The 20,446-nt window shown below is 49.5% G+C and carries 17 protein-coding genes and 1 tRNA gene; 12 read left to right on the forward strand and 6 right to left on the reverse strand.

What is annotated here, in order from left to right; genetic code table 11:
* Positions 1-6: 6 nt before the first annotated feature.
* The 3 genes from yidD to rpmH are packed head-to-tail and all read right to left on the reverse strand — an operon-like array spanning position 7 to position 790.
* Positions 7-288, reverse strand: coding sequence for a membrane protein insertion efficiency factor YidD (gene yidD / locus HH301_RS05225; protein WP_169567314.1), 282 nt, complete (start codon positions 286-288; stop codon positions 7-9).
* Positions 281-652: a ribonuclease P protein component gene (gene rnpA, locus HH301_RS05230; RefSeq protein WP_169567316.1), complete on the reverse strand. Its 372-nt coding sequence runs from the start codon at positions 650-652 to the stop codon at positions 281-283. Before rnpA ends, yidD begins: the two co-directional genes overlap by 8 nt.
* A 3-nt stretch (positions 653-655) precedes the next feature.
* Complete coding sequence (gene rpmH, locus HH301_RS05235) at positions 656-790, reverse strand: 50S ribosomal protein L34 (protein WP_169543294.1); 135 nt, start codon at positions 788-790, stop codon at positions 656-658.
* 340 nt (positions 791-1,130) lie between these two features.
* Here rpmH and HH301_RS05240 point away from each other — a divergent pair, with 340 nt between their 5' ends.
* The 6 genes from HH301_RS05240 (at position 1,131) to HH301_RS05265 (ending at position 6,911) form a co-directional block, all read left to right on the forward strand.
* Complete coding sequence (locus HH301_RS05240) at positions 1,131-1,907, forward strand: TVP38/TMEM64 family protein (protein WP_206378179.1); 777 nt, start codon at positions 1,131-1,133, stop codon at positions 1,905-1,907.
* A gap of 29 nt (positions 1,908-1,936) precedes the next feature.
* Positions 1,937-3,364, forward strand: a complete 1,428-nt coding sequence (locus HH301_RS05245) for a dihydrolipoyl dehydrogenase family protein (protein WP_169567318.1) — start codon at positions 1,937-1,939, stop codon at positions 3,362-3,364.
* Positions 3,365-3,435: 71 nt separating this feature from the next.
* Complete coding sequence (locus HH301_RS05250) at positions 3,436-4,827, forward strand: sensor histidine kinase (protein ID WP_169567320.1); 1,392 nt, start codon at positions 3,436-3,438, stop codon at positions 4,825-4,827.
* A gap of 71 nt (positions 4,828-4,898) precedes the next feature.
* On the forward strand, positions 4,899-5,291 hold the full coding sequence (locus HH301_RS05255) for a hypothetical protein (protein ID WP_169567322.1): 393 nt from the start codon (positions 4,899-4,901) through the stop codon (positions 5,289-5,291).
* A gap of 102 nt (positions 5,292-5,393) precedes the next feature.
* Positions 5,394-6,164: a methyltransferase domain-containing protein gene (locus HH301_RS05260; protein ID WP_169567323.1), complete on the forward strand. Its 771-nt coding sequence runs from the start codon at positions 5,394-5,396 to the stop codon at positions 6,162-6,164.
* A 15-nt stretch (positions 6,165-6,179) separates the two neighbouring features.
* Positions 6,180-6,911 (forward strand): SAM hydrolase/SAM-dependent halogenase family protein, encoded by a 732-nt coding sequence (locus HH301_RS05265; RefSeq protein ID WP_169567325.1) that lies wholly within the window; start codon positions 6,180-6,182, stop codon positions 6,909-6,911.
* On the opposite strand, the gene ggt is transcribed toward HH301_RS05265, so the two are convergent.
* Entirely contained in the window at positions 6,908-8,623 is a 1,716-nt protein-coding gene (gene ggt / locus HH301_RS05270) for a gamma-glutamyltransferase (RefSeq protein ID WP_169567327.1), read from the reverse strand. The genes HH301_RS05265 and ggt overlap by 4 nt on opposite strands.
* Positions 8,624-8,763: 140 nt before the next feature.
* Here ggt and HH301_RS05275 point away from each other — a divergent pair, with 140 nt between their 5' ends.
* Both HH301_RS05275 and HH301_RS05280 read left to right on the forward strand, forming a co-directional pair.
* The gene (locus tag HH301_RS05275) at positions 8,764-9,765 is read left to right on the forward strand and encodes a P1 family peptidase (protein WP_169567329.1); all 1,002 of its coding nucleotides are present in this window, start codon (positions 8,764-8,766) and stop codon (positions 9,763-9,765) included.
* Between the two features lie 13 nt (positions 9,766-9,778).
* Positions 9,779-11,257, forward strand: a complete 1,479-nt coding sequence (locus HH301_RS05280; RefSeq protein WP_169567331.1) for an ABC transporter substrate-binding protein — start codon at positions 9,779-9,781, stop codon at positions 11,255-11,257.
* A gap of 251 nt (positions 11,258-11,508) precedes the next feature.
* Here HH301_RS05280 and HH301_RS05285 read toward each other — a convergent pair whose 3' ends face one another.
* The gene (locus HH301_RS05285) at positions 11,509-12,711 is read right to left on the reverse strand and encodes a hypothetical protein (RefSeq protein WP_169567333.1); all 1,203 of its coding nucleotides are present in this window, start codon (positions 12,709-12,711) and stop codon (positions 11,509-11,511) included.
* 274 nt (positions 12,712-12,985) lie between these two features.
* Between HH301_RS05285 and HH301_RS05290 the strand changes: the two genes are divergently transcribed.
* Positions 12,986-13,062 (forward strand) — tRNA-Arg (locus HH301_RS05290).
* 20 nt (positions 13,063-13,082) lie between these two features.
* Here the strand turns inward: HH301_RS05290 and HH301_RS05295 are convergent.
* Positions 13,083-14,645 (reverse strand): bifunctional GNAT family N-acetyltransferase/carbon-nitrogen hydrolase family protein, encoded by a 1,563-nt coding sequence (locus HH301_RS05295; protein ID WP_169567335.1) that lies wholly within the window; start codon positions 14,643-14,645, stop codon positions 13,083-13,085.
* 185 nt (positions 14,646-14,830) lie between these two features.
* Between HH301_RS05295 and HH301_RS17620 the strand changes: the two genes are divergently transcribed.
* From HH301_RS17620 to HH301_RS05305, 3 genes are read left to right on the forward strand one after another with little or no spacing between them, the layout of a single operon-like run.
* Positions 14,831-15,730, forward strand: coding sequence for an ImuA family protein (locus HH301_RS17620; RefSeq protein ID WP_240969437.1), 900 nt, complete (start codon positions 14,831-14,833; stop codon positions 15,728-15,730).
* Entirely contained in the window at positions 15,633-17,204 is a 1,572-nt protein-coding gene (locus HH301_RS05300) for a Y-family DNA polymerase (RefSeq protein WP_420821177.1), read from the forward strand. Before HH301_RS17620 ends, HH301_RS05300 begins: the two co-directional genes overlap by 98 nt.
* A complete protein-coding gene (locus HH301_RS05305; protein ID WP_206378180.1) occupies positions 17,201-20,446 on the forward strand; it encodes an error-prone DNA polymerase in 3,246 nt (1,081 codons plus the stop codon). Before HH301_RS05300 ends, HH301_RS05305 begins: the two co-directional genes overlap by 4 nt.

The raw sequence follows: 20,446 nt of genomic DNA on the forward strand, positions 1-20,446 counted from the left end.
CTAATGCTACTCTATATGACCGGTCTGTCGTGGGTTTCCACAACACCGGTGCTCAGTTTTTCCTTTTTCAGGAACAGGATCATATCCTGAACCGCCCCACGGATGGCATCTGGCAAGACGCCGGATTGCATACCAGCTTCCAAGGAAGGGACCATGCACATTCAATGCTTCAATCGCATATGCAGAACAGGTCGGCTGATAACGACAATTCGCAGGAAGATAAGGGGATATGGCGTATTGGTAAACCTTTATTGGTACCTTAAACAGAAATGTCAAAAAATTACGCATTTCTGTCCCTAGATTTCATGCTGTTGACCTTTTTCAAGGCGAAAACAAGGTCTGCTTGCAGGTCTTGGAAATCCCGTGTGACAGTCCCTTGCCGGCCGATCAGGACATAATCAGTTCCAGGCCGGCCATATTTAGGCAACAAATCGTCAGCAAGTGCGCGCAAGCGGCGTTTGATTCGATTACGCTTAACGGCATTTCCCGTCTTTTTGGTAGCCGTGAACCCCACACGCAAAAGTCCCGCATCTGATCCCTCGACTTGAGGGGCAGCCTGCAGGACTATTCCAGGTGTCGCCCATCTGCAACGAACTGATGCAACGCGTAAGAAATCTGCGCGCTTTTTCAGTCGTTCGACGCCTTTCGGCATAATTTAGGCTGAAAGGCTCTTACGGCCTTTAGTCCGACGGTTTGACAGAACACGGCGACCGCCAACTGTAGCGCGGCGTGCACGGAAACCATGACGACGAGCGCGCACGAGTTTACTTGGTTGATATGTACGTTTCACAGGACTTCTCCATAGGTCTTCAGCGCGCTGATGCACGATGAGAAAATTAAGCCCCGCTGTATAAGGGGTGTTGGAAGGGAAGTCAATGCGCGAAAGGACAGTTTTCTGACCTTTTTGCGTTCAGGCCACTTTCACGCGGGATTTCAACTTCTCTCACATTTAGTTGAGCAGGGCTTCCGCTTTTCAAACAGGTGAATAAGTTCTGTTTAAGATCGTGAGTATGGGGGATTAAGTCGCTCGCACCTCCCGACTACCACTGAATTGAGCCAGGGTCGCTAAATATTCTGCCTTTTGCTCAGGAATTCGGTTAGGTTTTGTGTAATGATGAAGGTGATTCGGAATGAGAGAGATGACAGATAGTCGTTCGGAAGGTATGGACAGCACGATCAGAAAATACCTGCCACTTGCAGTCATTGTTGGATTGTTCGCCTCATTCTTTATTTTTGGGCTTGATCGCTACCTCTCCTTCACCTTTATCAGTGAAAATCGCGACATGCTGCTGCAGATGGTTTCAGACCACTATACTTTGGCCATCTTTCTTTATTTTGCCTTTTATGTTGTTGCTGTTGCTGCCTCACTTCCAGGTGGGCTTCTGCTGACAATTAGTGGTGGTTTTTTGTTTGGATGGGTTGTCGCTGGGTTCGTGACCGTGGTTGCGGCAACCATTGGCGCCACAATATTGTTCATTATCGCGAGGACATCACTGGGTACAACCTTGCGATCGAAGGCAGGCCCCTGGCTCGGTAAGCTTGAGGCAGGATTTCAGGAAAATGCCTTGAACTATCTGCTGTTTCTGCGGCTGGTGCCGGCATTTCCATTTTGGCTCATCAATATTGCCCCAGCGTTTCTGGGGGTTTCCCTTGGGACTTATGTTGTCGGGACCTTTGTTGGAATCATTCCGGGCACATTCGTATTTGCTTTTTTGGGCACTGGTCTAGACAGTATTATTCTAGAGCAGCAGGAGAGTTATCAGGCATGTGTCCAATCGGGCCAGACCGGATGTGCCTATGAATTTGAGGTCAGTTCTCTAGTTACGCCAGAGATTATTTTGTCTCTGATTGCTCTCAGTGTGATTTCCTTGTTGCCGATTATTATTAAGCGGTTCAAGAAGAAGTAGGCCTTGGACAGGCGATTAAGGGTTTCTACATGGACATTATCAAAACAAACATTTGCGTCATTGGTGGCGGCTCCGGTGGATTAAGTGTCGCTGCAGGTGCTGTTCAGATGGGGGCGGATACCGTTCTTGTCGAAGGTGGCAAAATGGGCGGTGATTGCTTGAATTATGGCTGTGTTCCCTCCAAAGCACTCATTGCAGCTGCTAAGAAAGCGGTGTCGTTAAAAACGGCTGACGCATTTGGGGTCAGTGGGCCTGATCCCGTCGTCGATTATGCCGCAGTTATGGATCATGTGGCAGATGTGATTGCCGGAATTGAACCGCATGACTCTGTGGAGCGGTTTGAGGGGCTCGGTGTAAAGGTTCTCCAGGGTTATGGAGAATTTGTTAGCCCTTCACAATTAAAAGTCGGGGAGACGGTGGTTGAAGCTCGCCGTTTTGTCATTGCGACCGGCTCCTCACCCACGGCCCCTCCTGTTCCAGGACTTGATCAGGTTAATTACCTGACGAATGAAACCTTGTTTGCAAACCGTATCAAGCCAGAGCATCTGATTGTCATTGGCGGCGGGCCAATTGGTATGGAAATGGCCCAAGCCCATGCTCGCCTTGGCTGCAAGGTTACACTTCTTGAGGCATTTTCTGTTCTTGCGAAAGATGATCCGGAATTAACCACTGTTGTGAAAGAAGCTGTGATCGCCAGTGGCGTTGATATTCGGGAGCAGGTCAAGATCGCATCAGTAAAGCAAGTTCAAGATGGCAGTTATGAGATTGATCTGGAAGAAGGCGGAACAAGTGAAACCCTGAAATCTTCCCACTTATTGGTAGCGGCGGGGCGAAAGCCGAATATAGATCGCCTAGGTCTTGAAGCGGCAAATATTAAGCACTCTGCGAGAGGGATTGAGGTTGATCGGCAGTTGAAAACCAGTAATCGGCGTGTTTTTGCCATTGGGGATGTAACCGGTGGCTATCAATTTACCCATGTGGCCGGATACCATGCTGGAATTGTCATTCGGAATGCCTTGTTTCGACTACCAGCCAAGGTGAATTATGATGCGTTACCCTGGGTGACTTATACTGACCCGGAACTTGCGAATGTCGGTCTATCGGAAAAAGCCGCCAAAGAAAAGTTTGGAGATCGCGTTCGGGTTTTGGAATTTGACTATGCGGAAAATGATCGCGCCCGTGCGGAGCGACTGACCGTTGGTAAGGTTAAGGCCATCACGGATCATAAGGGAAAAATTCTCGGTGCTGCAATTGTTGGGGCTCAGGCTGGTGAACTCATTCAGCCATGGGCTCTTGCCATTACGGGTAAGCTGAAGATCTCAGCAATGGCAAGCTATATCTCCCCCTATCCGACTTTGTCGGAAATAAATAAAAGAGCGGCAGGTAGTTTCTATACGCCGCAACTCTTTAGTGAGAAAACACGCAAGATTGTTCGTTTTTTGAGCAGGTTTGGATGATTTAGAGTTTTGAAACCAGCAGTAAAGACATTTGTTGGTTTCGGAACCGTAATTGTTTACTTTGGTTGATTATGACACTCATCCGCGCCTTGACCAGAAGCTTTAAGAGCCTTTCTGCCCGATTGCTGCTATTGACAATTTTATTTGTCATGCTCGCTGAGGTGCTGATTTTTGTACCGTCAGTCGCCTTTTTTAGGGAAAACTATCTGGTTAAAAAGGCCGAGTTTGCGCATCTGGCTTCCCTTGCCCTTCTGGCCTCTCCTGACCTGATGGTGTCGAAGGAATTGAAGCAGGAGCTTCTCTTTCGAGTGGGCGTTCGCTCCATCGTGTTTCGAAGTGCAAATTCCTCGATGCTGATGTTGTCGGAAGAAATGCCCCCGGAAGTCGATCGAACATTTGATCTGGCAAACACATCCCCCATGATCCTTATTAAGGACGCGATGGAAGCTTTGATGATGGGGGAGGGGCGGATAATTCGGGTGACAGCCCCCATCAAGGATGCACCGACTTCTTCGTTGGAAATGGTTCTGGATGAGGCACCGATTATCGAAGCCATGCTCGATTATTCATGGAATATCTTTCAATTATCATTGGTTATTTCAGTGCTGACGGCGGTTCTTGTCTTTATCAGTCTGCATGGGCTGATGGTCCGTCCCATGGGTCGACTTGTCGCCAGCATGATTGCCTTTCGCCGATCCCCTGAGGACACGACGGTTGGGATTGTCCCTTCTGGTCGGGTTGACGAAATCGGTGTTGCGGAAAAAGAGTTGGAAATCATGCAATCCACTGTTCGAAACGCCTTGAAACAGAAAGAGCATTTGGCCGCACTCGGAACAGCTGTGACCAAAATCAGTCATGATCTTCGAAATATCCTTTCAACCTCGCACATTGTGACAGACAGCTTATCTGCTGTTGATGATCCGATGGTGCAAAAAACAATTCCTCGTTTGGTGGGAAGCATAGACCGCGCCATTGAGCTCTGTACGCAAACGTTAAGATTTGGAAAGGCTGCGGAAAGGGCTCCGCAACGGGAAAGTTTTGATTTTCACCAATTGGTAGAAGAAGTTCGCGCAACGCTGCTAGCAGACGAGCAGTCTGGAATCGATTGGCAAAACAAGGTGCCAGAGGGGTTTGATCTCTACGCTGACCGGGAACAGATTTTTCGGGTTCTGTTAAACCTTGGCCGGAATTCCATCGAAGCGATGGGGCATTCTGGTAAGCTGGAAATTTCCGTTGAAAAACAAGAAGGTAAAGTGGCTGTTCGCGTCGCAGATACTGGGCCTGGGATCCCAGAAAGAGCCCGCCAACATTTGTTTGAGCCTTTCACAGGATCTGTTAAGAGCGGTGGCACGGGGCTAGGCCTCTCTATCTCAAAAGAATTGATTGAAGCGCATGGCGGTACTATCGCTGTTAAACAAACAGGGCCAACTGGGACAGTCTTCATTATTAACCTTATTGATTAAGAGTTTGGCAACCACTTCGGGATAATGTGGCAAATCAGTAGATTTGGGTCATAGACCTGGAGGGTGGCAGAATGCTTCGTGTAATCGTTTGTGGATTTCTTTTTTCAGTCCTGTTGTCGACAACAGGGTGTACAAGTGCAGCCGTCGCTGTGCTTGATGAGAAAATGTCCCAGATGACTGACAAGGAATGTACCAGCGTAAACATCATGCTGGGCGAAGATTACTGCAAACCGAAGAGAAACGAGATCAAACAAGAACAGGTTTACTGTTATCGGACACTTGGTGGTGTTGATTGTTACTCTGAGAAATCTCCCTATTCTACACCTTCACCGCGCGTTCGAAGTGTGAGTGAACTGGGGTCAACCGGTGCCAAGGTTGAAACGGTCAGTCAGAAGAAAGACGACAGTCCCTTTTTCTCATGGATGACAACTTCCAAAAAGCTCGATACAGCTGAGCTTGACTAAGACGAACTGACGGTCTCCTGCTTTGCTTGATTTGTGGGTAGGAATAGCATTTCAATTTCGTTAGAGTGAACTTACCTTATTCTCTACAGAGGTAAGATACCCATGACTTGGAATCCCGATCACTATCACCTTTATACGGATCATCGTTTACGGCCTGCATTGGATCTGCTGGCACAGGTAGATTTAACGCTGCCAATGGCTATTTACGATCTGGGGTGCGGGACCGGCAATGTGACAGCGCTTTTATCTCAGCGCTGGAATTCGGCTATTGTTGTCGGGCTTGATAGTTCAGAGGAAATGCTGGAAGTTGCCAAGAAGGAGCATCCTGCGTTGGAGTGGGTGCATGGTTCTATTGAGGATTTTAATCCGGCGAGTAAGGCCAGCCTGATTTTCAGTAATGCGGCCCTACACTGGCTGGATGATCACGAAACGCTTTTCGGGAACTTGATCAAACAGTTGCGTGAGGGGGGTATCCTTGCGGTTCAGATGCCAAATAACTTCACGGCTCCCTCTCATCAGAACCTCTATGATCTCGCCCAATCGGATAAGTGGATTGATAAGTTGGGGCATCTTGTGCGCCCGGCTCCCGTTCACAATTGTGAGTTCTATTACGATCTTTTATCTCCAATCACAGAACGCTTGAATATATGGGAAACAACCTATTACCAGGTCCTCAATGGAAAGAATGCAGTTCTTGAATGGACTCGAAGCACAGCCTTGATGCCATTTCTTCAGGCGTTGGATGACAAAGACGTGCAAGAGTTTGAAGATGAATACGCGAGCCTGCTCCTGCAAGACTATCCACTGCGGGAAGATGGATCTACTCTATATCCGTTCTCAAGACTGTTTATTGTCGCGCAGGTCGCTGACTAAGGCGAAAGTTTCCCCATGATCCTCCTTTTTACGGATTTTGGATTGGCTGGCCCGTACACGGGTCAAATGATTGCGGCTATCCGGCAGGCTGGATATGGGGGCGATGTCATTTCTCTTTTTGCGGATGCCCCGGCATTCTCCCCAAGACATAGCGGTCGATTACTATCTAAGTATCATCAGGCTTTTCCTGCGGGGAGTGTCTTTCTAACAGTTATTGATCCAGGTGTCGGAAGCAGCCGAAAGCCGCTGGCTATCCATTGTCAGGACAAATGGTTCATTGGGCCAGATAATGGTCTCTTTGAATATTTATACCGACAGGATGCCAACTTCACTGCATATGAAATTGTCTGGAAGCCCGAACGGCTGTCGAGCAGTTTTCATGGTCGGGATCTTTTTGCACCAGTCGCTGCTGAAGTTGCGTCAAACCAGCTGGATTTGGACAAAATGCGGAAGCTTTCACCTGAAACGCTTATACGGTTTCAATGGTCGGATCAGCCGGCAGAAATCGTCTATGTCGACGTTTATGGGAACTGCATGACGGGAATGGATATGCGACCCCCAAATGGATTTGTGAATTTTGGCGATCAGAAAATACCTTTTTGCTCGACATTTTCTGATGTGCCGGAGGGTGAGCCGCTTTGCTATATGAATTCAAACGGTCTCTTGGAAATTGCCGTTAATCAGGGGTCGGCTAGTGAGCGTCTCGGGATCCAGGTTGGTCACTCTTTCACTGTCCCGGGAGCCTAATTTCCCAGGACCACACCTTCTCGTCTTGGATCCGCACCACCCCTTAGTTCTCCTTGAACAACTTCAATGCCATGTAAGCCGCTGTTGAGAGATCGAAGTTTTACTTTATGCCCCAATTTTTCCAGCGCCTCCTGCAAGGTTCCGAGTTGAGTGTCTTCCTCGAGATCCAAGGTTCCGTTCCGATTGATGAAATGGGGCAGGTTGATAGCCTCCTGAATGGAAAGACCCCAATCAAGGTTTGCAATAAGGGTTTTAGTGACATACCCGATAATTCTGCTGCCGCCGGGAGAACCAATAACAAGACGGAGCTGATCCTGTTCATCCAGAACAATCGTTGGTGACATAGAGCTGCGAGGGCGCTTCCCGGGCTCGATCCGGTTATTGATCAATTGGCCGGCTTTTTCAGGTAGGAAGGAAAAATCAGTCAGTTGATTGTTCAAGATAAATCCGCGGACCATCAGTCGGGAGCCAAAGACGTTTTCAACGGAAGTTGTCATGGAAACAGCGTTCCCCTCCTGATCCACGACACTAAAGTGACTGGTTGATGGTAGTTCAATAGCCTGATCAGGAGACAGGTCATACCCGGCTTTATCCGGATCGCCAGCCGAGTAAGGTATGTTCGTCTGGCCATCTTGAATAAGACTGGAGCGCCGCGCCGTATATGCAGCTGAAAGCAGTCCCTCCTTCGGAAAAGAGACGAAATCTTCATCGGCCATAAATAGTCCCCGATCCGCAAAGGCGAGAGCACTGGCCTCAGCAATCAGGTGGATAGACTTGGTCGAGAGAGGCTTTAGAGAGCCAAGAGGATAGCGTTCCAGAAGTTTCAGAATTTGCAAACTTGTCAGGCCACCTGAGGTCGGCGGACCCATGCCGCAGACCTTATTGGTGCGGTACAGGATGCAAACAGGTGTCCGCTCTTTGCTTTCATAGGTTGCCAGATCCTGGAGGTTTAAAAGGCCGGGGTTTTTAGCATCATTCGCAACGGCTTTGACAATATCTTCGGCAATTGCTCCTTTATAAAAACCCTGGCTGCCCTTCTCTGCGATCAAGGTAAGAGTGGCTGCCAGTTCAGGATTTGTCAAAACGGTTCCAACCGGCTTGGCAGAGCCATCCGTATTGTAAAAATAGTCTGCAGCAATGGCTTTGGTTTTTAAAAACTTGTCTCGATCCAGCAGATAATGGAGACGCGGAGAGATCTCAAAACCTTCTTCGGAGAGCGTAATAGCTGCTGAGAAAAGGTCTTTCCAGGGTAGCTTCCCATATTTTTGGTGCGCCTTTTCAAGCATGGCCAAAACGCCAGGAACCCCAACCGCCTTTCCGCCGACAACAGCCTCGTAAAACTTTAATTTGGTGCCATCTTCTTTCAGAAAATAATCAGGTGTAACCGCAGCTGGTGCCTTTTCACGCCCATCAAATGTGGTAATTGATTTGGAACCTTTGTCATAAAAGAGCATAAAGGCGCCCCCGCCGATCCCAGAGGATTGCGGCTCGACAAGTGTCAAAACCATTTGGATTGCGATTGCAGCATCCACGGCACTGCCGCCTTTTGCTAAAATCTCCTGGCCTGCTTTCGCTGCATGCGGATTCGCTGCAGAAACCATATATTTGCCTTCAGCAGAAGCCGTGAAAGTTAGGAGTGAGACGGTAAGGCCGAGCAGGATTTTGGAGCAGATAGAATGAATTCTACAGAATGCCGAGCGTTGGTTCTTCATGAGTTTAGACCTTGAAGGTTAGGAGATTTTTGTTTTCGTTCAAACAAATATACTGATACACTCTTAAGCAGCAGGTTGACCTAATTTATGGATTAAGTCTACCTTCGCTGAATAATTTTAGGGGGCGTTGAAAAACGGTCATGATAAAGCCAGGCAATAAGAACCTGATTACAGACGTTGAAGGCATTCAAGTTGGAAATGCACATGATGCCGAGGTGTTCACTGGCGTGACCGCCGTTATTCCGGAAAGATCGGCCGTGGGTGGCGTTGATGTACGTGGCGGTGGACCGGGCACACGGGAAACAGAAGTTTTACGGCCCGATTGCCTTGTCGATCGCGTGGACGGAATTGTCCTGAGTGGTGGGTCTGTATTTGGGCTTGAGTCTGCAGCAGGTGCAACCTCGGCCCTTCATCATATGAAACGCGGATATCAGCTGAAAAACCTAACTATTCCGATTGTTCCGTCAGCAGTGCTTTTTGATCTTGCGAATGACGGAAATAAAGACTGGGGTGATATACCACCCTATAGAGATCTTGGACGTCAGGCCGTTGAAAATATCAGTGATACTTTTGAGCTTGGGAATATCGGTGCAGGCTATGGGGCCGCTGCAGGGACAATAAAAGGGGGACTTGGTAGTGCTTCGGCTGTCTCGGATGATGGTGTTCAGGTAGGCGCGGTCATTGCAGTTAATCCAGTTGGGAGTGTGCTTATACCTGGAACACCAAATTTTTGGGCGTGGCCGCTTGAGCAGAACGGAGAGTTTGGCGGATTGGGAGCGCCGGATCTTGCTGAAGATATTTCGCTTGAGGCGATTAGCAGTGGCCGATTGATGGAGAATACCACGATTGGCGTTGTCGCAACCAATGTCACCTTAAACAAAGCGCAGGCCCAGCGGGTCGCAATCATGGCACAGGATGGTTATGCCCGTGCAATACGGCCTGTACATACCCCGATGGATGGGGATACTATCTTTACACTATCCACGGAAAGAAAATCCCTGGATATACCCGAACCACTCGCTTTGGCCCGGATCGGGGCTATCGCAGCGGATTGCGTCGCAAGGGCAGTGGCCCGCGCCGTATATAATGCAGAAAGTTTGGGGAATTTGCCCGGCTATCACGCAAAATTTAAGAAAACATAGACAGGAGACTGGGATGAAGAAATTACTGGTAGCAGTTGCTCTGGCATCGGCCGTTTTGGCTCCGGTGGTGGCAGAAGCTGCAAAAACATCGGTAACCTATGCGATGCGTCTGGAACCGCCAGGGCTTGATCCGAGAACAGGGGCTGCAGCCGCTATTTCTCGTATTACCCTTTACAATATATACGAAGGCCTGACCCGGATTGACTCTGAGGGTAAGGTGCAGCCGCTGCTGGCGAAAAGCTGGACAGTGAGCCCAGATGGTCTGGTTTATACCTTCAAGCTTGAAGAAGGTGTGAAATTCCACGACGGAGCAGATTTCGATTCCAGCGATGTCAAATATACATTTGAGCAAAACGCTGCAGAAAACAGCCAGAACAAACGTAAAGGTCGCTTCACCAATATTGCCTCTATTGAGACACCAGATGTGGCTACAGTTGTTCTGACACTAAAAGAGCCCCGGGCTGATTTTATTGCTCAATTGGGCGAGTCAACGGCTGTGATTGTTGACCCGGCTTCTGACGCGACTAATGCAACAGCGCCAGTTGGTACAGGCCCCTATAAGCTGGACCGCTGGATCAAAGGTGATCAGGTTCGTCTCGTGATGGCAGATACCTATCGGGATAAAGGAAGTCTGAAACTCGAAAAAGCGACCTTCCGCTTTATCAATGATCCAGCTGCCCGGATGGCTAGCCTGATGACGGGTGATGTTGATTTTACAGCAGTACCAAACGAGACTATTCAGCAGTTTAAGCTGGGTGATCAGTTCGTTGTGATGGAGGGAACCACAAACGGTGAGACCATCCTCAGCACCAACAATGCCAACCCTGCTTTATCTAAGCTGAAGGTTCGTCAGGCGATTGCACATGCCATTAACCGTCAGGAAATTATCGATGGTGCAATGTTTGGCTATGGCACACCTATTGGATCACATTTTGCGCCGCATCATCCGGACTATGTCGATCTGACTGGTACCTATCCATATGATCCTGAAAAATCAAAGGCTTTGTTGGCAGAGGCTGGTTATCCAAATGGACTTGAGCTGTCCTTGAAATTGCCACCAGTTGATGATTATGCCCGTAAAGGCGGTCAGATCGTAGCCGCTCAGCTTGAAAAAGTTGGTTTCAAGATCAAGATTGAAAATGTGGATTGGCCAAAATGGCTGGACGAAGTTTATAAGAAGAAAAACTACGACCTGTCCATCGTTAGTCATGTTGAGCCCATGGATATCAATATCTATGCGCGCGAAAACTACTATTTCAACTACAAAAACCCAGCCTTTAATAAAGTTATTAATGAGGCTGAGACTGCCCTCAATGATGCTGAACGAAGCGCCAAGTTGAAAGAGGCTCAGGTGATGCTTGCTGAGGACGCTGTAAATGGCTTTATGTTCCAGCTGGCAAATGTGCAGGTTATGCGCAAAGGCCTGAAAGGTGTCTGGAAAGATGCACATCTCTTCGCAACTGATGTTGCCCGGATGAGCTGGGAAGACTAGACCTTAGGTTTGGAAGTCAATGAAAGCCCGCTGGGAACAGCGGGCTTTTTTATTGGATGAAGAGAGTGATCTGTGTGCGGTCTCTATTGTCTCTAAACTAATCGATAAATTAGAGGGCGTGTGGTCTAGGGCTGGCCGAGCAAGCCCGCCTTGGCGAGTGATATAAGCTCTTAGCAGGGAGAGATGGTTTTGTTCTTCAGGCATAAAAAAAGCGGCTCAGGAGCCGCTTTTCTTTTTCGTAAGTTGTGGTCTTAGCGAACGTAGATATGAACTTCGCTTGTAACAGCCTGACCGCTGGAGGCGGTTGTCAGATTAACGCGGGAGGCAGGCAGGCCCATATCTGTTAGGGACCGAAGAACCTTCCGGGCATTCCGGGTGGCTTTTGTCTGGTTTAGGGCTACATCAGCCGCGCCGCCTGTCATTGGGGCAACTGCAACAACATCAAATACAGACTGAGGACGGCTTTGGAGCGTCCGGTTGACAGCTGTGTAGAGAGCCTGCTCATAAGGAACATTTTCCCGATCAAAACGGATCACAACGAGCGGCTGGCGATTGCCAGCATTGAAGTTCTGTGTGCTTGTGGAGGCAACCGGTGAAGAACTTGCAACTGGACCTGTTGAGAGATAGGCCCGATTGGCAAGGCTGGCACCAAGGAGCTCACCGTTCTTAATGGAATGAGACAACGTCGTCAGATTTGCCCGTTCATTGCCGACATAGGCTGTCTGTCTGCTAATGTCTTCGGAAAGCTCGTTCAAAAGGCGATCCACCAGGACGACAGTCCGGTTTGTTTCGTCTTCCAGAATAGCGAGCTGACGGTGATCTTCTTCGATCGCACCGGAAAGCCCATATGCTGCCCGTGTAGATTCTAGCAAATAAGCAGACATGCTGGAGTCGCTGGCAACAGCGTTAGCTAGGCTGTTCATGGAGGAAATATCTGCACCGATTCGCTCAAGTTGCAACTGGGCCTGGTTCCATTGATTGATCAGGATTGGGTTGCCAGGTGTTGTGCCAACCTGGAGACGTGCATTTACGGCAGCAATCGTACCGTGATAGGCCTGAGAATTCGAAGTTGTTGTATTGCGAATTTGCTGAAGCTGCTGGTTCCGCAATTTCAAGCGCTCCTGAAGTGCTCCGAGCTCCGAACGAAGGACCGCAACTTTCTGACCAACAAATGTCCCTGTGTTTGGCGCAGCTGTTACGCCAGGCGTCACAAAGTTGGTGGATCCAAGAACGGGGGGTGCGTTCGCTGGAAGTGTCGCCGCGCCTGCGCCAGCCGGGCTCAAGGTCGGGTCGGGATTTTTTTCCGCTTCTGAGGCTGCAATTGGAACAGGAGCCCCTGTTGCTTCTGCGTCATCACCAGTCAATGCTGGCATCAGGGATTCGTCAATGAAAGAACAGCCTGCAACAAATAAAGCTGCAGTCAGCGCAATCGGTCGGGAAATGCGAAATACCATATCGTGAAACACTCTATATTTGTAATCGTAAACGGTTTTATTGAGTTTACGAGACCCCCTATTCGAACAAGTTCGACATAAATACCGTAAAACAAAGGCAAATACTACCCATTCAAGTGTGAATGGACAAGAAAGGAATTATTGTGTGTTTTTTGCGTTTTTTTAGATTCAGCGCTTGCAATGTTGATCTGATTTGATTAGGTTCCCGATCCGCAGCGGGCAGTGATCTCCGCCCGACCTGCGAAAGACCCTGAAAATTTGACGGGTCAAGGATGCACCGGTAGCTCAGCTGGATAGAGCACTAGACTACGAATCTAGGGGTCGGGAGTTCGAATCTTCCCCGGTGCGCCATTTTACAAATCTCCCAATATTCAGCGTTTCTTCCAGTCTACACGATATAGATCAAACCGCCGGTCTTTCAGATTGCGAACCGTGCCGGAGTTCCGGCTGATGGTGAGCTGATCAAGACGTAAATCGGCGAAGACGATGCTTTCTGTGTTGACGTCGGTCATGGCAGCGATACCGTCCCGGGCAAAGGGGAAGTCACAAGGTGTGTAGATCCCGCTTTCCGCATAATGCACATCCATATTTTCCACATCCGGTAGGTTACCGACAATGCCGGCCGTCGCAACATAGATCTGGTTTTCGACGGCCCGGGCCTGACAGCAGTATTTAACTCTGAGATAGCCTTGCCGTTCGTCCGTGCAGAAAGGAACAAAGAGGATTTTGGCGCCCTGATCGGTGAGGTGTCTAACCGGTTCAGGGAATTCTGTGTCATAGCAAACCAGAACACCGATCGGCCCGCAGTCCGTTTGAATGGCCTTCAGGCTATCCCCGCCCTTGATATTCCACCAATAACTTTCGTTGGGAGTGGGGTGTAGCTTTGGCTGCGTGTGAAACTGTCCATCTCTTAGGAAGATGTAGGCATGGTTCTCAATCGTGTCTTCATCAATCCGGGTCGGGTGTGAGCCGCCAATGATATTGATGTTATAGGAGACGGCCAGGTTCTGCATGAACTTGACGTATTGGTCTGTGTAATTCGTGATCAGCTCAATGGATTGCTGGGGGGATAATCTGTCCGGTTCCATAGAGACAAGAGGAATGGTCAGTAGCTCCGGAAAGAGGACAAAATCGGCCGTATAATCTGCGGCGACATCCACAAAATATTCGACCTGTTTCGCGAAATCTTCGAAGGAATTAACTTTGCGAACCTGATACTGAACGGTTGCGATGCGAACTGAGTTCTGCGTCCGGCCTCGTTGCTCTGGTGTTCGGTTGTCACCCTCCTCAATGGCTGGGTTATGCCAAATCATGTGAGATGCATGCCCACGAGAGGACTTATCCGTTGGCAGGTAGTTTTTCAGAACACCAATTGCTTCAAATCCATTGCGGATATGGAAATTGATAACGGTATCTTTGATTTGGCCTTCCAGAACCTGATCCAGATAGTCTGTGGGGTCTGGAAATGATTTGGCCCGGCGTCCATATCCTGGCATGCGTCCACCAAATACAATCCCTTTCAGGTGATAATCGGTGCAGAGTTTTTTGCGAGCATTATAGAGGCGTTGTCCGATCCGCAACCGGCGGTACCCTGGATCCACACAAACTTCCATCCCATAGAGGTAATCGCCATCCAAATCATGACGGGATGCATAGCCGTACCCGGTGATCTGATCCCAGTTGTGCTGTTTAAGGGCAATAGCGCCAGAAATGATAAAGGTCGCACAATGTCCAACCACACGGCCATTATATTCAGCAACAAACTGGCCTTCTGGGAAATTGGAGATTTGTCCCGCAATCGTTTTGTCGGTAAGGCTCAGCTCGGGTCCGTAGACTTTGGTGCTGAGTGCGACAATTCCGGCGATGTCAGAATGATTTGCCTGACGGACAATCAGCTTGATCTTTTGTCCTTTTACAGATTTTTTTGCGGTCATTTAGGGCCTTTGTTCGTTGCGCTGAGGATATCAACATCTCCGTCTTTTTATCAGATTGCAGAATATTTCTTTAGTGAAATGTCAGCTCCATAAAACCCAAATTGACGAAAAATAATTGAATGTTCTTGTTTTGTTCCGTATAATCAGACGTTCCCTTTAAAATGGTGAACAGGATTCTCAAGCAAATGTCGGGCTTTAAACAACAGGCACTTACACATCTCAAGAAACAGATGCAGGAATTGGCTTCTCATACGGCGCTGAAATCCCTGCAGCAAAAAGATTGGCAGCCGGATCGGCGAGCCTCGGATCGGGTTGTACGAACCAATCTGTCGGAGTTTGACAAGCATCTGCCTGAAGAGGGGCTGCAGACTGGCGTCATTCATGAATTTGTTCCTGCCCGTTATTCAGATTTTCCAGCAACACTTGGTTTCACACTTTGTCTGCTGAAGGCCTTTCAGAAAGAGCGGACAGGGCCTGTTCTGTGGTGCAGTTTCGGCAAAAGAGCCGATTTCCCGAACCAACCCTATCCGCATGGCCTGACCTCCTTAGGGTTTAATCCCAATGATTTGCTGCAGGTATCCGTGACGGCGGAGCAGGAGTTTTTATGGGTTTTAGAGGAAGGGCTGGCGTCTGGTGCCTGTCCACTCGTGATAGGCGCGTATGTGGGACCTGAACGATTGTATGACTTTACGGCCAGCCGTCGGTTAGCCCTTCGGGCATCCCGTAGAGGCAGCACGCTTTTACTGGTTCGTAATTACAGTTCGGGGCAGGAGAGTGAAGCTCAATCATCGACAGCCGCTCAGACCCGGTGGCGGATCAGTGCCCGGCCTAGCAGCCCTGAATTTTTCCAAAACACACGATTACCGGGGGTTGGATGTCCACGTTGGCAGGTGGAACTGGTTCGCTGCAAAAGTGGTCGCCCCCATATATGGCAACTGGAGTGGCAGTATGAGACGCATTCTTTCCGTCTGGCTTCCCCGTTGGTCGATCGAACATCGATATCGCCAACAACAAGGCCTAAAACAAGAATCTCCCCGTTTCAAAAACGCTTCTATGGGCGGCGACCGCATAGGCGAACTGGTTAGAAAAGAAGAAGCTTTTGCACTGGTCACCCACGGGGTGCGAGGCACTCGTATTGTGGCTACTAATTTGGCGGCAGAACAACAAGGTGTGACATCTGCACAATCTCTTGCAGATGCACGGGCACTTTGTCCAAAGTTAATTACTGAAGAAGCAACCCCGGAGCTGGATGCAGCAGCATTGGAGCGCCTGACACTCTGGTTATTACGATATAGCCCTATGGTTCGTTGCCAGACACCAGATGGACTGGCAATTGACATTACGGGATGCGCCCACCTCTTTGGTGGAGAAAAATCTATGCTGACTGAGATACTGGATCGGTTGCGTGGCTTTGGCCTGACAGTGCGGGGAGCGATTGCAGATACAGCAGGTGGGGCATGGGCTGTTGCCAGGTTTGGGGAGAAAGCCTCTCATGTTATCCCGGCTGGACAGCTTCGACATGCCTTGAATGATTTATCTGTCGCTGCGTTGAATTTGCCGGTCGATGATGTTGAACGGTTGGAACAGTTGGGCCTTCGGAAAATAAGTCAGTTGACCGAAATTCCGGCAGCCTCTCTCACGACCCGTTTTGGAGGCGCGCTTGTGTCGCGGTTGCAGCAGGTGTTGGGGGAAGAGGCTGACGTTTTCGACCCATTAGTGCCGCCACCTGTCTATCAGGTGGAGCAGTCGTTGATGGAGCCTGTTGTCCATCTGGACGGGGTGCAGGTTTGCCTGGAAAGGTTATCCGCAGATTTGCAGGGTGTTTTAAAAGCCGAAAATAAGGGCGCGCGATATTTTGAGCTACGGCTGTTTCGGATTGATGGGCATGTAGATCGGCTGGGCGCAGGAAGTCGGCGACTTTGTGATGACGCCGCTTATATGCAGCTTTTATTCACCGAGACCCTTACCCGATTACAGACAGATGTCGATCTGGGGTTCGGATTTGATTTTGTCTCTCTGGCAGCCTTTGGGGTCGAGCCGATGGTGGATGAGCAGGCGTCTTGGGGGGTGAGTGAGGGAAGTCATGAACAGTCCCGTGAAATGGATCGACTGTTTGACCGGTTTGGAAATCGGTTTGGCTTTGACAGGGTGACCCGATTGAAGCCCCGGGAAAGTTATATTCCTGAAAATAGTTTTGAGGCGGTTGCCGTGAACCAGTCGCAAAAGCCAGCCTCATGGCCGGTTTATGGGCAAACGTCATTGGCGCGGCCGCTTTTATTGTTTCGACCTCCGGAGCCTGTGACCGTTTTGGCGGAAGTGCCTGATGGTCCGCCGTTGCGGTTCGAATGGCGCCGTCAGCTGCACCATATTACCCGGGCGGAGGGGCCTGAGCGATTGTCTCCTGAATGGTGGCAAGTGCTGGAAGTTAGTTCACGGCAGACACGCGACTATTACCGAGTTGAGGATCAGGAAGGTCATCGCTACTGGCTCTATCGGGATGGACTTTATGATCGAAAAGGGGATCGCCCCCGCTGGTTTTTGCAAGGACTTTTTTCATGATGCCCCAAGGCGTGGAGCAGTCTTATGCTGAGCTGGCTGTGAGTAGTAACTTCAGTTTTTTACGAGGAGCATCCCATCCGGATGAACTGGTTGTGACTGCTGCAGCTCTGGGGCTTCGGGCTGTCGGGATTGCTGATCGAAATACCTTGGCGGGCGTTGTGCGAGCCCATAAGGCTGCAAAAGCCAGTGGGATCCGGCTTGTTATCGGGACCCGGCTGGTTTTGAGAGATGGATTTGAAATCCTATGTTTTCCAACAGATAAAGCCGCTTATGGTCGGCTCACGCAACTTCTTAGTCTGGGGAATCGCCGAGCAGAAAAAGGGGAATGTCATCTGTCGTTTGAGGATGTGGTGACGTTTGGGGATGGACAGATTTTCATCGCGATGCCGCCTGATAAGCAACTGGATGATTTTGAAATCTGGGTTCAAAAGCTTGCAAGTGCATTTCCCAAAACCAGCTATGTTGCTCTCAAAAATCTATTGGGAATAGAAGATGCTCGTCAGTTGGCAGAATTGTCGGTGCTTGCAAAGCACTGTGGTTTGCCGACTGTTACCTGTAATGATGTGCTTTATCACATTCCCAGCCGTCGTCCGCTTCAGGATGTGCTGACCTGTATTCGAGAGCACGTTAAAATTCATGATGCCGGGTTTTTACTAGAAGCTAATGCGGAGCGATATCTAAAAGGTCCAAAAGAGATATATCGCCTGTTTTCCGGCTACGAACCATCGGTCCGGCGGAGCCTTGAAATCGTTGAGCGATGTCAATTTTCTCTTGATGAAATTGCCTATCAATATCCAGATGAGCCAAGCGGTGATAGCCCTACTCCACAGGCAGAGTTGGAACGATTAACCTGGATCGGGGCGCAAAAACGGTACCCTGAAGGGGTGCCAGAAAAAGTGACGACAACTTTGCAGCACGAATTGTCGTTAATTGGAAAGCTGTCTTATGCTCCTTATTTTCTGACTGTTTATGACATTGTCCGTTTTGCCCGCTCTCTTGAACCGCCCATTTTGTGCCAGGGCCGGGGTTCAGCTGCAAATTCAGCCGTTTGTTATTGCCTTGGGATCACAGCAGTGAACCCTTCCGAGATCAATCTTTTGTTTGAGCGGTTTATTTCGGCTGAGCGAGGTGAGCCGCCGGATATTGATGTGGATTTTGAGCATGAGCGCCGTGAAGAGGTGATTCAGTATATATATAACAAATACGGTCGGCATCGGGCTGGTATTGCAGCGACAGTTGTCACTTACCGGACCAAAAGTGCCATTCGGGAGGTGGGAAAGGTCATGGGCCTTTCCGAGGATGTTATCGGTGCCCTCTCCAGCAGTGTTTGGGGGCATAGTTCGACGGGCCTGACATGGGAGCAGGCTGCATCCCTTGGTATTGGCCCAACGGATCGAAATATCCGTTATGTCCTGAAATTGGCGAAAGAGTTGATCGGATTTCCCCGACATTTGTCGCAACATGTGGGTGGCTTTGTCATTACACGGGATCCACTGATTGAAATATCGCCTATTTCCAATGCTGCGATGGAGGATCGGACCATTGTGGAGTGGGATAAGGATGATCTCGATGCTCTTGGAATTTTGAAAATCGATGTCTTATCACTTGGTATGCTGACTTGCATCCGCAAAGCCTTTGATTTGCTGGGTCAACATTATGGTGTGATGATGGATCTTGCGGCAATCCCACGGGATGATAAATCGACCTACGAAATGATTCAAAGGGCTGATACGGTTGGCGTTTTCCAAATTGAGAGTCGGGCCCAGATGTCTATGCTACCGCGTTTGAAGCCTGCAAATTTTTATGATCTGGTGATCGAAGTTGCCATCGTTCGTCCAGGCCCTATTCAGGGTGATATGGTGCATCCATATTTGCGTCGACGACAAGGACTGGAGCCCGTTTCCTATCCATCCGAAGAGTTGAAATCAGTATTGGAGAAAACCAAAGGGGTTCCTCTTTTCCAAGAGCAGGCCATGCAGATTGCTATGGTGGCAGCAGGGTTTACAGCGGAAGAGGCGGATCAATTGCGCCGGGCGATGGCAACCTTCAAGCGAACCGGCGATATCGGGAATTTCAAGATCCGTTTTATTGAGGGGATGAAAGCCCGTGGGTATGAGCCAGAGTTTGCTGAGCAATGTTTTCGCCAAATTGAAGGCTTTAGCGATTATGGGTTTCCAGAAAGCCATTCGGCCAGTTTTGCGTTGTTGGCTTACGCCTCATCCTGGTTGAAGTGCCATTACCCTGATGTGTTCAGCGCAGCCATTTTAAACTCGCAACCTATGGGATTTTATTCTGCTTCCAGCTTGGTTCGTGATTTTCGGGAACATGGTGGGCAGGTTCTTGCTGCGGATATTAATAGAAGCGAATGGGATTACACGTTGGAAGGGGCAAGCCGATCAAAGCAGTATTGGGCCTTGCGGGTTGGACTTCGGCAGGTGAAGGGGTTGAGTGAGGCAGCGGCCCGGCGGTTGGTGGCGCGGCGAAGGAATGGGTATGACAGTGTTAGGGATCTTTATTTTCGTGCAGAACTTGATATGAAATCCTTGGAGATGCTGGCGAATGCAGATGCTTTTCGCTCTATCGGCATGGATCGCCGGTCCGCTCTTTGGGCTGTGCGAGGGCTGTCAGGGCAGGGAGGACGGCGCGGGGCGTTGGAGGAGCTCCCTCTTTTTGCGGTAGCCTCTGAAGGTCATGAAGCTTTGCAGCGGGAAGCAGAAGTAAAGTTGCCCTCCATGCCAATCGGTCAGCAGGTGATTGAGGATTATGCAAGTCTCCGATTGTCTTTAAAGGCGCATCCGGTAGCTCTTCTGCGAGGTAGATTACCTGGACGGAAGATTGTTACAGCTGAAGTTCTCAAGACGTTGAAATCCGGTAGTTATGTTGAAGTGGCGGGTTTGATTTTATCTCGGCAGCGGCCGGGAACTGCCGCTGGGATCATTTTTATGACCCTTGAGGATGAAACGGATACGGTCAATGTAATTGTCTGGCCCCAGGTGTTCGAGAAATATCGTCAAGCTGTTCTTGGGGGACGGCTTGTCCGTGTCCGAGGACAGTTACAAATTGAGCAGAATGTTATTCATTTGATTGCCAGAGAGGTGGAGGATTTAAGCCAGCAACTGGCATCCCTGATGGAGGGTGCGCCAACCTTAAAGGCTTCTGTCACACGGCAGATTGCCAAACCAAACCTCTGGCAACATCCGCGAAGTACCTCTGTTATGCCAAAGGGTCGAAATTTTCATTAG

The sequence above is a fragment of the Sneathiella limimaris genome, assembly GCF_012932565.1.
Lineage (GTDB): Bacteria > Pseudomonadota > Alphaproteobacteria > Sneathiellales > Sneathiellaceae > Sneathiella > Sneathiella limimaris.